This window comes from Kitasatospora sp. NPDC058478, assembly GCF_042720345.1.
In the GTDB taxonomy this organism is placed as follows: Bacteria; Actinomycetota; Actinomycetes; order Streptomycetales; family Streptomycetaceae; genus Kitasatospora.
Genome location: NZ_JBHXML010000019.1, coordinates 1 through 14,080, shown reverse-complemented (window position 1 = coordinate 14,080; position 14,080 = coordinate 1). Strand labels below are relative to the sequence as shown.

Here is a 14,080-nt window from a genome sequence, read left to right as displayed (position 1 = left end):
CAGCGACGGGCACACGCATCAGGCGGGGTTGACCGGCGTTGAGTGGAGGGACGAGTGCACGAACGAGGTGCACGGGGGTTGCCGAGCGAGCGAAGGAGTGAGCCGGTGCCGGGTCTCCATCGGGCCGTTCTGCTGCGGGCGGCCGCCGCCGCGCTGGCGCTCGGCGCCGCCGTCGGCGCGCACACCGAGGTGGGGCAGGCGCTGGCCAGGCGCGGTGCCGAGCGGGCCGTGCGGGACGCGTACGCCTGCGCCGAGGCGGCCCGCTGGGACGCCGCCGAACGGGCCGCCCACCCGCACCACGAGGGCCGCGCCGACCTGTTCGACCCGGGGCGTCCGCCCGGCTGCCGCTCCTGAGGGCCGCGCGGACCTGATCGACCACGGGCGTCCGCGCGGCCACCCGCCCGGCCGTCCGCCCTTGAACGGACGTTCGCCGGATTCGGACACACCATCACCAGACGTCACCCATCCGGCTTAATTCCTGAATATGGAGGAACCGCCCTTCGTCCCTTACGGTTCATCAGGAAGTGAACGAGTTTCCCGAGGGGGGTTCCCTGATGGCCGGCCCGGCAGCGCAGCCCGGTGACCCGGCGCCCGCGCCGCCCGCCCGGCGGCCGGTGCCGGCCTGGAGTCCGTGGCTGGGCACCGTCGTCCGGCTCGGCCTCGCGGTGGTCTGGGGCTGGGCCGGCCTGGCCAAGATCGCCGACCCGGCGGAGGCCGCCCAGGCCGTCCGCGCCTACGAGATCCTGCCCGAGGGCCTGGTCAAGCCGGTCGGCTACGCCCTGCCCTTCCTGGAGCTGGCGCTCGCCCTGCTGCTGGTGATCGGCCTCGGCGTCCGGATCGTCGCCGGCGTCTCCGCGCTGCTGCTGCTCACCTTCATCGCCGGGATCGCCGCCGCCTGGGCGCGCGGCATCTCGATCGACTGCGGCTGCTTCGGCGGCGGCGGGCACGTCGACGCCTCGCAGACCGAGTACCTCCAGGAGATCCTGCGCGACACCGGGTTCCTCCTGCTGGCCGGGTGGCTGCTGTGGCGGCCCCGCACCAGGTTCTCGGCGGACGGCTGGCTGGCGAGCTGACCGGCCGGCCCCGCCGCACCCCCACCCCACCCCACGAAGGCCCTCCCGATTGTGGATGTCAAGGCAATGAGCGAGAAGAACCGAGAAGGCAAGCGCACCGCCCGCGAGCGGATGCTGGAGCAGCGGTCGGCCGACGAGGCCACGTCCAAGCGCAGGAAGAAGCTGTTGGTGGGCGGCGCGGTGCTCGTGGTGATCGCCGCCGCCGTGGTCACCGGCGTCGTGGTGCAGAACCAGCGCTCCAAGCCGGAGACCCCGGTCGCCGCCCCCGCCGGGACGATCGGCGACAAGAACCTGGTCATCCCGGCCGGCTCGGCCAACGCCCCGGCCGTCCTCACCGTCTACGAGGACCCGCGCTGCCCGGCCTGCGGGATCTTCGAGCGCGAGTTCTCCTCGACCGTCGACCAGCTGGAAGACGCCGGCAAGATCTACACCAACTACCACATCGTGTCGTTCATCGACCGGGCCGTCCCGGGCAAGGGCTCCAAGGCGGGCGCCAACGCGCTGGCCTGCGCCCAGGACGCCGGGCACTTCCGGGACTTCCACGACGTGCTGTACCGCAACCAGCCGGGCGAGACCAGCGACGCCTTCGGCGACAAGGCCGTCCTGATCAACCTCGCCAAGCAGGTCAACGGCCTCGACACGCCCGCCTTCCAGGCTTGCGTCAACGACAACAAGTACGGCGGATGGGTGTCGTCCGTGCAGCAGGACTTCGACAAGTCCAGCTACAAGTCCACCCCGACCGTGCTGCTCAACGGCCAGCCGGTCTACCCCAAGAACGGCGCCGAGGAGATCACCCCGGCGAACCTGGTGAAGTGGGTCGACGCCGCCAATCAGGGCAAGCAGCTGGGCACCGCGGGCTCCAACGGGCAGACCCCGGCGCCCACCAGCACCGCCTCGGAGGCCAACAACCCGTCGCCGACCGCGGGCTGAGCCCTGCACACCGCCGGGTGACCGCCGCCGCCTCCTCCCCGTCCGGAGGGGGCGGCGGCGTCGTTCCCGGCGCCCGTTGTTCGGTATCTGTGACCCCGGGGGTGCCCAGCAGGGGCCGCAGACCCTGTAGCGTCGGAACCGCCATGGATATCGCCTACATTCCCAGCCCGTCGCGGGGCGTCCTGTACCTCGGACCGGTCCCGCTGCGCGCCTACGCCTTCTGCATCATCCTCGGTGTCGTCGTGGCCGTCTGGCTCGGCAGCAAGCGCTGGGTCGCCCGGGGCGGTGCCAAGCACACGGTCGGCGACATCGCCGTCTGGGCCGTGCCCTTCGGCCTGGTCGGCGGCCGGCTGTACCACGTGATCACCGACCACCAGCTGTACTTCGGGGTCGGCAAGAACCCCTGGAACGCCTTCAAGATCTGGGAGGGCGGCCTCGGCATCTGGGGCGCCGTCGCGCTCGGCGCGGTCGGGGCCTGGATCGGCTGCCGCCGCCGGGGCGTGCCGCTGCCCGCGTACGCGGACGCCATCGCGCCGGGCATCGCGCTCGCGCAGGCGATGGGCCGCTGGGGCAACTACTTCAACCAGGAGCTGTACGGCCGGCCGACCACGCTGCCGTGGGGCCTGGAGATCGACAAGACGCTGCCGGGCGGCGAGGTCGTCAAGGGCGTCTACCACCCGACCTTCCTGTACGAGTCGATCTGGTGCGTCGGCGTCGCGCTGCTGGTGATCTGGGCCGACCGCCGCTTCAAGCTGGGGCACGGCCGGGCCTTCGCGCTGTACGTGGCCGCGTACACGGTGGGCCGGTTCTGGACCGAGTGGCTGCGGATCGACGAGGCGCACGTCTACTTCGGCCTGCGGCTGAACGACTGGACGTCGATCGTGGTGTTCATCGGCGCCGTGGTCTACCTGGTGGTCGTCGGCAAGAAGCGGCCCGGCCGGGAGGACCCGGCGAGCATCGACCCGCTGGCCGACGAGGAGGGCGAGGCGCAGGGCCCGTCCGACAAGGCGGCGGCGTCCGGCAAGGCCGCGGGGTCCGAGAAGTCCGGCAAGGCCGAGAAGGCCGGCAAGGCCGCTTCGGCGGAGAAGGCCGCCGGGAAGCCCGCGCCGTCCGAGAAGGTCGCCGGGGCCGGTGAGACCGCCGAACTGTCCCAGTCCGCGGACGAAAAGGCGGACGCGGAGGCAGCCTCCGAGGCCGTCGAGAGCGCCGACAAGAATGCCAAGAACCTGACCTGACCTGGGAGTTCCCCCCGCTTCGGCCGCCCGCGCGATGCTCGCGCAGGGCGGCCGAAGCGCTGTTCGGACAGCCTTACTTTGCTGGAAATGCGCAGGTCAGACGGTCTACGGTCGGGGCAGACGAATCGAACGGAGGGGAACTGCCGTGAGCGCGACCACCCTGGAGCCCGAGGCCGGGCACCACCCCCGCATACCCGCTGCCGGGCACCACCGGGACGTGAACGGAGGCTGGCTGCGGCCCGCCGTGTTCGGGGCGATGGACGGCCTGGTCTCCAACTTCGCGCTGATGACCGGCGTGGTCGGCGGCTCGGCGTCCAGCGGCACGGTGGTGCTGACCGGGCTCGCCGGGCTGGTGGCCGGCGCCTGCTCGATGGCGGCGGGGGAGTACACCTCGGTGGCCTCGCAGGCCGAGCTGGTGCAGGCCGAGATCGAGGCCGAGCGGCTGGAGCTGAGCCGCAACCCGCACGGCGAGCTGGCCGAGCTGGCGCAGCTGTACATCTCCCGCGGGGTGGAGCCGGACCTCGCCCACGAGGTGGCCCGGCAGCTGTCCGCCAACCCGGACCAGGCCCTGGAGATCCACGCCCGGGAGGAGCTGGGCATCGACCCGAACGACCTGCCGTCACCGTGGGTGGCCGCCGGGTCGTCCTTCGTCTGCTTCGCGGTGGGCGCGCTGCTGCCGCTGCTGCCGTACCTGCTGGGGGCGACCTCGCTGGTGCCGGCGTTGCTGCTGTCGGTGGTGGGGCTGTTCCTGTGCGGCGCGGTGGTGGCCCGGGTGACGGCGCGCAGCTGGTGGTTCAGCGGGCTGCGGCAGCTGGTGCTGGGCGGGGCGGCGGCCGGGGTGACGTATCTGCTGGGGTGGCTGATCGGCGGGCACGTCGGCTAGGTGCACTCGTTCGGCCGGGGTGTGTGACGACCCGGAGGAGTGCATGACTATGCCAGGTAGTGCGTGACGTTCCGCACATGGCCGCCGGGCGGTGCCTGGCCTAGTCTCACCATCCGGGCTTCGGGGCCGAGGATTCGCATCCGTGGGTGAGCCCTCGGGATCGATTCACAGGCGTCCTTGATCGTCCCGTGTGGCGATCGGGTTTCGCCCCTGTTTCAGGCGGCCGACCGCCGGGCACAATCGAGGGGACGCGCATTGTGGCGCGTCCTCTCATTCCCCCCTTGACCTGCGGATCAGTCCGCCATGTGGACGAGATATTCCACTTCCCGGGATCTTGGGCATCATGTAACTTGCACGAAATCGCATCAGGGCCAACGTCGTCCCTCCTTGCACCACACAGCCGAAAGACGACGACGGGAGAGCCGATGCTGCCTGCATCCATGCACTCCGCCAACGAGCCCCAGGCCGGCGCAGCCCGCCAGCCGTACGCGCTCGTTCCGGATGCGCGACCTACCGCTCAGGGCCTGTACGACCCGCGAAACGAGCACGACGCCTGCGGCGTCGGTTTCGTCGCCACGCTGACCGGCATCGCCGACCACACCATCGTCGAACAGGCGCTGACCGTCCTGCGCAACCTGGAGCACCGCGGCGCCACCGGCGCCGAGCCGGACTCCGGTGACGGCGCCGGCATCCTCACCCAGATCCCGGACGCCTTCCTGCGCGGCAAGGTCGACTTCGAGCTCCCCGCCGCCGGCTCCTACGCGGTCGGCATCGCCTTCCTGCCCGACGAGGACGCCGCCGACGCGGACGCCGTCGCCCGGATCGAGGCCATCGCGGCCGAGGAGGACGTGACCGTCCTCGGCTGGCGCGACGTCCCCGCCACCCCGGACCTGCTCGGCGCCACCGCCCGCAGCGTCATGCCGCGCTTCCGGCAGCTCTTCCTCGCCAAGGACGGCCTGGCCGGGATCGAGCTCGACCGGACCGCCTTCGTCGTCCGCAAGCGCTCCGAGCGCGAGGTCGGGGTCTACTTCCCGTCGCTGTCCGCGCGCACCATCGTCTACAAGGGCATGCTGACCACCGGCCAGCTGGAGCCCTTCTTCCCCGACCTGTCGGACCGCTCCTACGCCTCCGCCGTCGGCCTGGTGCACTCGCGCTTCTCCACCAACACCTTCCCGAGCTGGCCGCTCGCCCACCCGTACCGGTTCGTCGCCCACAACGGCGAGATCAACACGGTCAAGGGCAACCGCAACTGGATGAGCGCCCGCGAGTCCCAGCTCGCCACCGACCTCATCCCCGCCAACCGCAACGGCCGGGGCCTGGAGCGGATCTTCCCGGTCTGCACCCCGGACCACTCCGACTCCGCCTCCTTCGACGAGGTCCTGGAGCTGCTCCACCTCGGCGGCCGCTCGCTGCCGCACTCGGTGCTGATGATGATCCCGGAGGCGTGGGAGAACCACGCCACCATGGACCCGGCCCGCCGCGCCTTCTACCAGTACCACTCCAACCTGATGGAGCCCTGGGACGGCCCGGCCTGCGTCACCTTCACCGACGGCACCCAGATCGGCGCCGTGCTCGACCGCAACGGCCTGCGCCCGGCCCGCTACTGGATCACCGAGGACGGCCTGGTCGTCCTCTCCTCCGAGGTCGGCGTGCTCGACATCGAGCAGGAGAAGGTCGTCAAGAAGGGCCGCCTGCAGCCCGGCCGGATGTTCCTCGTCGACACCGCCGAGGGCCGCATCGTCGGGGACGAGGAGATCAAGTCCTCCCTCGCCGCCGAGCACCCCTACGCGGAGTGGGTCGGCGCCGGGCAGATCCAGCTCGCCAAGCTGCCCGAGCGCGAGCACATCTTCCACACCCACGCCTCGGTCACCCGCCGCCAGCAGACCTTCGGCTACACCGAGGAGGAGCTGCGGGTCATCCTCGCGCCGATGGCCAAGACCGGCGGCGAGGCGCTCGGCTCGATGGGCACCGACTCGCCGATCGCCGCGCTCAGCGAGAAGCCGCGCCTGCTGTTCGACTACTTCGTCCAGCTCTTCGCGCAGGTCACCAACCCGCCGCTGGACGCCATCCGCGAGGAGCTCGTCACCTCGCTGCTCAGCAACCTCGGCCCCGAGGGCAACCTGCTGGCCGCCGAGGCCGCCGCCTGCCGCTCGGTCGGCATCACCTTCCCGGTGATCGACAACGACGAGCTGGCCAAGCTCGTCCACATCAACCACGACGGCGACCAGCCCGGCCTCAAGGCCGTCACGCTCTCCGGCCTCTACAAGGTCGCCGCCGGCGGCCAGGGCCTGGCCGCCCGGCTGGCCGAGATCGCCGCCGAGGCCGACGCCGCGATCGCCGACGGCGCCCGGATCGTCGTGCTCTCCGACCGGCACTCCGACGCCGAGCACGCCCCGATCCCCTCGCTGCTGCTCACCTCCGCGATCCACCACCACCTCATCCGCACCAAGCAGCGCACCCAGGTGTCGCTGCTGGTCGAGGCCGGCGACGTCCGCGAGGTGCACCACGTCGCGCTGCTGATCGGCTACGGCGCCGGCGCCGTCAACCCGTACCTGGCCATGGAGTCCGTCGAGGACCTCGTCGCCCAGAAGGTCTTCATCCAGGGCGTCGAGGCCGAGAAGGCCATCAAGAACCTGATCAAGGCGCTCGGCAAGGGCGTGCTCAAGGTCATGTCCAAGATGGGCATCTCGACCGTCGCCTCCTACCGCGGCGCCCAGGTCTTCGAGGCCATCGGCCTCTCCCAGGAGCTGGTCGACGGCTACTTCGCCGGCACCACCACCAAGCTCGGCGGCATCGGCCTGGAGGAGATCGCCAAGGAGACCGCCGCCCGCCACGCCAAGGCCTACCCGGCCTCCGGCATCCCGGCCGCGCACCGCGCGCTGGAGATCGGCGGCGAGTACCAGTGGCGCCGCGAGGGCGAGCCGCACCTGTTCGACCCGGACACCGTCTTCCGGCTCCAGCACTCCACCCGCAACCGCCGGTACGACATCTTCAAGCAGTACACGGACCGGGTGAACGAGCAGTCCACCCGCCTGATGACGCTGCGCGGCCTGTTCCAGCTGGACGCCCTCGGCCGGACCCCGATCCCGGTCGAGGAGGTCGAGCCCGTCTCCGAGATCGTCAAGCGCTTCTCCACCGGCGCCATGTCGTACGGCTCCATCTCCCTGGAGGCGCACGAGACCCTCGCCATCGCGATGAACCGCCTCGGCGGCAAGTCCAACACCGGCGAGGGCGGCGAGGACCCGGACCGCCTGTACGACCCGCAGCGCCGCTCGGCCATCAAGCAGGTCGCCTCCGGCCGCTTCGGCGTCACCTCCGAGTACCTGGTCAACGCCGACGACATCCAGATCAAGATGGCCCAGGGCGCCAAGCCCGGCGAGGGCGGCCAGCTGCCCGGCCACAAGGTCTACCCGTGGGTCGCCAAGACCCGGCACTCCACCCCGGGTGTCGGCCTGATCTCGCCGCCGCCGCACCACGACATCTACTCGATCGAGGACCTGGCGCAGCTCATCCACGACCTCAAGAACGCCAACCCGGCCGCCCGCATCCACGTGAAGCTGGTCTCCGAGGTCGGCGTCGGCACGGTCGCCGCGGGCGTCTCCAAGGCGCACGCCGACGTGGTGCTGGTCTCCGGGCACGACGGCGGCACCGGCGCCTCCCCGCTGACCTCGCTGAAGCACGCGGGCGGCCCCTGGGAGCTCGGCCTCGCCGAGACCCAGCAGACCCTGCTGCTCAACGGCCTGCGCGACCGCATCGTCGTGCAGACCGACGGCCAGCTCAAGACCGGCCGCGACGTCGTCATCGCCGCGCTGCTCGGCGCCGAGGAGTTCGGCTTCGCCACCGCGCCGCTGGTCGTCTCCGGCTGCATCATGATGCGCGTCTGCCACCTGGACACCTGCCCGGTCGGCGTCGCCACCCAGAACCCGGTGCTGCGCGAGCGCTTCTCCGGCAAGCCCGAGTTCGTGGTCAACTTCTTCGAGTTCATCGCCGAGGAGGTCCGGGAGATCCTCGCCGAGCTGGGCTTCCGCACGATCGAGGAGGCCGTCGGCCACGCCGAGCACATCGACGCGGCCGCCGCCATCGACCACTGGAAGGCCGCCGGGCTCGACCTGGCCCCGCTCTTCCACGTCCCGCAGCTGCCCGAGGGCGCGGCCCGCCACCGCACCACCTCCCAGGACCACGCGCTCGACAAGGCCCTGGACAACCAGCTGATCACGCTCGCCGAGGACGCCCTGGAACGCGGCGAGACCGTCCGCATCCAGCTGCCGATCCGCAACGTCAACCGCACCGTCGGCACCATGCTCGGCCACGAGGTGACCAAGCGCTACCGCGGCGAGGGCCTGCCCGAGGGCACCATCGACGTCACCTTCACCGGCTCCGCCGGGCAGTCCTTCGGCGCCTTCGTGCCGCGCGGCGTGACCCTGCGGCTGGAGGGCGACGCCAACGACTACGTCGGCAAGGGCCTCTCCGGCGGCGTCGTGATCGTCCGCCCGGCCCGCGACGCCGCGGCCATCGGCAACGACGCGCAGAACCACGTCATCGCCGGCAACACCATCGGCTACGGCGCCACCTCCGGCCGGATCCACCTGCGCGGCAAGGCCGGCGAGCGCTTCGCCGTCCGCAACTCCGGCGCCACCCTGGTCGTCGAGGGCGTGGGCGACCACGGCCTGGAGTACATGACCGGCGGCCGGGTCGTCATCCTCGGCGAGACCGGGCGCAACCTGGCGGCCGGCATGTCCGGCGGCATCGCCTACGTCCTGGACCTGCGCCCCGCGAACGTCAACGACGGCCTGGTGGGCATCGAGGCCCCCTCCGCCGCCGACCGCGACTGGCTGCGCGAGACCGTGCAGCAGCACTACGAGGAGACCGGCTCCACCGTCGCCGCCGAACTCCTGGCCGACTGGGGCAGCGGGGTCTCCCGCTTCTCCACGATCATGCCGACCGACTACAAGGCAGTGCTCGCCGCCAAGGACGCCGCTGAGCGCGACGGCCTCTCCGAGGCCGAGACCACTCGCAAGATGATGGAGGCGGCTAATGGCTGACCCCAAGGGCTTCCTGACCACGCCCAAGCAGCTGGCCGAGCGGCGCCCCGTCGACGTGCGCCTGCGGGACTGGAACGAGGTCTACGTCGAGCGCAGCCTCCTGCCGATCATCACCGAGCAGGCCGGCCGCTGCATGGACTGCGGCATCCCGTTCTGCCACAACGGCTGCCCGCTCGGGAACCTCATCCCCGAGTGGAACGACCTCGCCTACCGGGACGACTTCGTCGGCGCGATCGAGCGGCTGCACGCGACCAACAACTTCCCGGAGTTCACCGGCCGCCTCTGCCCGGCGCCCTGCGAGTCGGCCTGCGTGCTCGGCATCAACCAGGACGCGGTGACCATCAAGAACGTCGAGGTCACCATCATCGACAAGGCCTGGGACCGCGGCGGCGTCACGCCGCAGGTCCCGGAGCGGCTGTCCGGCAAGACCGTCGCCGTCGTCGGCTCCGGCCCGGCCGGCCTGGCCGTCGCCCAGCAGCTCACCCGGGCCGGGCACACCGTCGTCGTGTACGAGCGCGCCGACCGCGTCGGCGGCCTGCTGCGCTACGGCATCCCCGAGTTCAAGATGGAGAAGCGCCACATCAACCGCCGCGTCGAGCAGATGCGCGCGGAGGGCACCCGCTTCCGCACCGGCGTGCATGTCGGCGAGGACATCACCGGCCAGCAGCTGCGCGAGCGCTTCGACGCCGTCGTCGTCGCCGCCGGCGCCACCACCGCGCGCGACCTGTCGGTGCCCGGGCGCGAGCTCAAGGGCGTCCACCAGGCCATGGAGTACCTGCCGCTGGCCAACAAGGTGCAGGAGGGCGACTTCGTCGAGTCGCCGATCAGCGCCAAGGGCAAGCACGTCGTCGTCATCGGCGGCGGCGACACCGGCGCCGACTGCGTCGGCACCGCCCACCGCCAGGGCGCGGCCTCCGTCACCCAGCTGGAGATCATGCCGCGGCCCTCCGAGGAGCGCCCCGGCCACCAGCCCTGGCCGACCATGCCGATGACCTACAAGGTCACCTCCGCGCACGAGGAGGGCGGCGAGCGGATCTACTCCGTGAACACCACCCGCTTCACCGGCGACGAGGACGGCAACGTCCAGGAGCTGCACCTCGTCGAGGTCGAGTTCAGGGACGGCCGCTTCGAGCCCGTCCCCGGCACCGAGCGGGCCGTCCCGGCGCAGCTCGTCACCCTGGCCATGGGCTTCACCGGCACCGACGTCCGCAACGGCCTGGTCGAGCAGCTCGGCGTGGACCTGGACGCGCGCGGTAACATTGGCCGCGACGGCCGGTTCGCCACCAATGTCGATGGCGTCTACGTCTGCGGAGACGCCGGCCGCGGTCAGTCGCTGATCGTCTGGGCCATCGCGGAAGGCCGCTCGGCCGCAGCCGCGGTGGACAAGTACCTCGGCGGCAAGACCCCACTGCCGGCCCCGATCCGTCCCACCGACCGCCCGCTGGTCGTCTGACGGGCCGACCGGCCCCCCGAACCCCCGGTGCCGCATCGCCGGGAGCTCAACCCGCTGCCCCCGCCAGAGTCGCCGGGCCAACGCGGTCTCCTGGCGCCTGCCCTCTTCCCCGACCAGTTGGAGGGCGGGCGCCGTCGCGTTCCCCCGCCTACCCTGAAGCTGGCGGGCCCGTCAAGGGTCGTGTCAACTCTCAGACATTTCCCAGGACTTGGGTCTACCGTAGGCCCGTTCCGGACGCCGCGCGGGAGGGCCTGACCGGACGGACTGTTGTTCGCCGGTGCCAGGTGGCAGACTGCCGCCGACGGCCGGGGGGCTGCTGCGCGAGTGCGGAGGTTGACGCGATGAGCACGACTCAGACAAGCGGAGGCGCCACGGTACGGCGCCTGCTGCTCGGCACCCAGCTGCGCAAGCTCCGCGAGGCCAGGGGCGTCAGCCGCGAGGAGGCCGGCTACTCGATCCGCGCCTCCGAGTCCAAGATCAGCCGGATGGAACTCGGCCGGGTCGGCTTCAAGGAACGCGACGTCGCCGACCTGCTCACCCTGTACGGCGTCGAGGCCGAGCAGGAGCGCGCCACCGTCCTCGGACTCGTCCGGGACGCCAACGCCACCTCCTGGTGGCACGAGTACGGCGACGTGCTGCCCGCCTGGTTCCAGAACTACGTCGGCCTGGAAGAGGCCGTCGCCGAGATCCGCAGCTACGAGGTCCAGTTCGTCCACGGGTTGCTCCAGACCGCCGACTACGCCCGCGCCGTCATCGCCGCCGGCGGCCACGTCACCGACCCCGGCGAGATCGAACGCCGCGTCGAGGTCCGGCTCAAACGCCAGGCCCTGCTCACCGCCGAGAGCGGCCCCCGCCTGCTCGCGATCCTCGACGAGGCCGCGCTGCGCCGCCCCTGGGGCGGCCCCGAGCTGATGCGCAACCAGATCGACCGGCTGCTCGAACTCGGCGAACTGCCCAACGTCCGGCTCCGGGTGCTGCCGCTGGGCTGCGCCGGACTGAGCGCCGAGAGCGGCGCCTTCACCGTACTCGGCTTCGCCGAACCCGAACTCGCCGACGTCGTCTACGTCGAACAGTTCACCACCGCGCTCTACCTCGACAAGCCGGCCGAGGTCGCCGAGTACCGCCACGCCATGGAAGGACTGCTCGCCGACAGCCTCGACCCCGAACAGACCCGGCAGCTCCTGCACTCCGTACGCCAAGAGCTGTAAGACGTCAGTACGATGATGCCCAATCAGACCGGGCCGTAGCGGCTCGCCCGCCGACGTTCCCCGAACCGGCACGAGAGGGATCAGATGTCGTACTTCTCCGAGTTGGCGCTGCAGTACATCGACGGCGAATGGTGCAGCGGCAGCGGCTCCTGGGACATCGTCGACGTCGACCCCTACACCGGCGACAAGCTCGCCACCATCACCGTCGCCACCATCGCCGAGGTCGACCGGGCCTACCGGGCCGCCGAACGGGCCCAGAAGCAGTGGGCCGCCACCACCCCCTACGCCCGCCGGCTCGTCTTCGAACGCGTGCTGCGCCTGATCGAGGAGCGCGAGGAGGAGATCACCCGCGCCATCATGGCCGAGCTCGGTGGCACCGCGCTCAAGGCCGCCTTCGAACTCTCCCTGGTCAAGGACATGCTGCGGGACTGCCTGCGGGTGTCCCTGGGCCTGGAGGGCCGGCTGCTGCCCTCGATCACGCAGGGCCAGGAGAACCGCCTCTACCGGCTGCCGGTCGGCGTCGTCGGCGTGATCAGCCCGTTCAACTTCCCGCTGTACCTCTCGATCAAGGCCGTCGCCCCCGCCCTCGCGCTCGGCAACGGCGTGGTGCTCAAGCCGCACCAGGAGACCCCGATCGTCGGCGGCACCCTGATCGCCCGGCTCTTCGAGGAGGCCGGCCTGCCGGCCGGGCTGTTCAACGTCGTGGTCACCGACATCGCCGAGATCGGCGACGCCTTCATCGAGCACCCCGTGCCCAAGGTCATCGCCTTCACCGGCTCCGACCGGATCGGCCGGCACGTCGCCACCGTCGCCGCCGCCAACTTCAAGCGGACCGTGCTCGAACTCGGCGGCAACAGCGCGCTGATCGTGCTCGACGACGCCGACCTCGACTACGCCGTGGACGCCGCCGTGTTCAGCCGCTTCGCCCACCAGGGCCAGGTCTGCATGGCCGCCAACCGCGTCCTCGTCGACCGCTCCGTCGAGGCCGAGTTCACCGCCAAGTTCGTCGCGAAGATCTCCTCGCTCACCGTCGGCGACCCCAAGGACCCGGCCACCCAGATCGGCCCGCTGATCAACCCCGTCCAGGCCGACACCATCACCGCCCAGGTCGACCAGGCCATCGCCGCCGGCGCCACCGCACTGCTGCGCGGCACCACCGTCGGCAGCCTGATGGAGCCCGTCGTCCTCACCGGCCTGGCCGAGGACGCGCCGATCCTCCAGCGCGAACTCTTCGGCCCGGTCGTGCTCGTGGTGCCCTTCGACGGCGAGGACGAGGCCGTCCGGCTCGCCAACGACAGCCCCTTCGGGCTCAGCGGCGCGGTGCACACCGGCGACGTCGAGCGCGGCGTCCGGGTCGCGCACCGGATCGAGACCGGCATGATCCACGTCAACGGCGGGACCATCGCCGACGAGCCGGCGGTGCCGTTCGGCGGGGAGAAGAACTCCGGCATCGGGCGGCTCAACGGGGAGTCCACGGTGGACGCGTTCACCACCGTGAAGTGGATCTCCGTCCAGCACGGGCGCACGGCCTTCCCGTTCTGAGCGGTGCTGGTCCGGGCGTTCTTGTTCCGGGCGTCTTCGTTCTGACGGTGCCGCCTCGGGCGGTGCGGGTCGCCCGGCGGCAGCTGCCGGGCGACCTGATCGGTCAGGCCGGGTAACGGATGAGACCGTCGGTGGCGAGCTCGAAGCCGAAGGGAGTGGGGATCGGCACCCGGTCGCCGAAACTGCCGGTCCAGCGTTGGCGGTAGGCGCCGTCGGAGGGCTCGGAGTAGAGGGTGATGTCGCCCTTGCGCGGATCGATCAGCAGGTACAGCGGGATCCGCATCTGCGGGTAGTCGCGCACCTTGCCGACCAGGTCGTTCTCCGGGTTCGACGGCGAGACGATCTCCACCGCGATCGCCGCCTCCTCGGCCGGCACCTCGTTGCCGCCCAGTTCGACGACCGAGATCGGGATGTAGGTCAGGTCGGGGTTGCGCAGCTTGCCCACGTTCGGCGACGCCAGATCGGTGTTCTCGCTCGGCATCAGGTCGGACGGGCGACGCGCGTCGAACTGCTCGCGGATGAGCAGCAGGTTGCGCTGGTGGATCACCGATGGGCCGGCCATCATGATGATCTCGTCGCCGGAGATCTCGATCTTCCACCCGGCCGGAGGCGTCAGGCTTTGCGCGTAGGCCAGCAGCCGCGCGTGGCGCTCTGGGATCTGGAACTCGCTCATGGGCCCCATTCTTCCACTGCGAACAGCACGAAGGCCGTCGG

At 71.2% G+C, this 14,080-nt stretch carries 10 protein-coding genes; 9 read left to right on the top strand and 1 reads right to left on the bottom strand.

Going from position 1 to position 14,080, the window contains the following annotated elements; all coding sequences use genetic code 11:
* Positions 1-105: 105 nt before the first annotated feature.
* From ACFWPT_RS12875 to ACFWPT_RS12835, 9 genes are all read left to right on the top strand, one after another.
* Complete coding sequence (locus ACFWPT_RS12875; protein WP_063347164.1) at positions 106-354, top strand: hypothetical protein; 249 nt, start codon at positions 106-108, stop codon at positions 352-354.
* 200 nt (positions 355-554) lie between these two features.
* Positions 555-1,073 carry a MauE/DoxX family redox-associated membrane protein gene (locus ACFWPT_RS12870; RefSeq protein ID WP_350885695.1) on the top strand — a complete coding sequence of 173 codons (519 nt, stop codon included), beginning with the start codon at positions 555-557 and terminating at the stop codon, positions 1,071-1,073.
* A 66-nt stretch (positions 1,074-1,139) separates the two neighbouring features.
* The gene (locus ACFWPT_RS12865; protein ID WP_380376409.1) at positions 1,140-2,003 is read left to right on the top strand and encodes a DsbA family protein; all 864 of its coding nucleotides are present in this window, start codon (positions 1,140-1,142) and stop codon (positions 2,001-2,003) included.
* A 143-nt stretch (positions 2,004-2,146) separates the two neighbouring features.
* Positions 2,147-3,238, top strand: coding sequence for a prolipoprotein diacylglyceryl transferase (lgt, locus tag ACFWPT_RS12860; RefSeq protein WP_380481634.1), 1,092 nt, complete (start codon positions 2,147-2,149; stop codon positions 3,236-3,238).
* A gap of 160 nt (positions 3,239-3,398) precedes the next feature.
* Positions 3,399-4,121, top strand: a complete 723-nt coding sequence (locus ACFWPT_RS12855; RefSeq protein WP_380481729.1) for a VIT1/CCC1 transporter family protein — start codon at positions 3,399-3,401, stop codon at positions 4,119-4,121.
* Between the two features lie 440 nt (positions 4,122-4,561).
* On the top strand, positions 4,562-9,163 hold the full coding sequence (gltB, locus tag ACFWPT_RS12850; protein ID WP_380481632.1) for a glutamate synthase large subunit: 4,602 nt from the start codon (positions 4,562-4,564) through the stop codon (positions 9,161-9,163).
* Positions 9,156-10,616: a glutamate synthase subunit beta gene (locus tag ACFWPT_RS12845; protein WP_380481630.1), complete on the top strand. Its 1,461-nt coding sequence runs from the start codon at positions 9,156-9,158 to the stop codon at positions 10,614-10,616. The genes gltB and ACFWPT_RS12845 overlap by 8 nt, the downstream gene beginning before the upstream one ends.
* A 341-nt stretch (positions 10,617-10,957) precedes the next feature.
* The gene (locus ACFWPT_RS12840) at positions 10,958-11,824 is read left to right on the top strand and encodes a helix-turn-helix domain-containing protein (RefSeq protein ID WP_380481628.1); all 867 of its coding nucleotides are present in this window, start codon (positions 10,958-10,960) and stop codon (positions 11,822-11,824) included.
* Positions 11,825-11,908: 84 nt separating this feature from the next.
* Positions 11,909-13,366, top strand: a complete 1,458-nt coding sequence (locus ACFWPT_RS12835) for an aldehyde dehydrogenase family protein (protein WP_380380534.1) — start codon at positions 11,909-11,911, stop codon at positions 13,364-13,366.
* Between the two features lie 103 nt (positions 13,367-13,469).
* Here ACFWPT_RS12835 and ACFWPT_RS12830 read toward each other — a convergent pair whose 3' ends face one another.
* Positions 13,470-14,039, bottom strand: a complete 570-nt coding sequence (locus ACFWPT_RS12830; RefSeq protein ID WP_380380536.1) for a Uma2 family endonuclease — start codon at positions 14,037-14,039, stop codon at positions 13,470-13,472.
* Between the last annotated feature and the right edge of the window lie 41 nt (positions 14,040-14,080).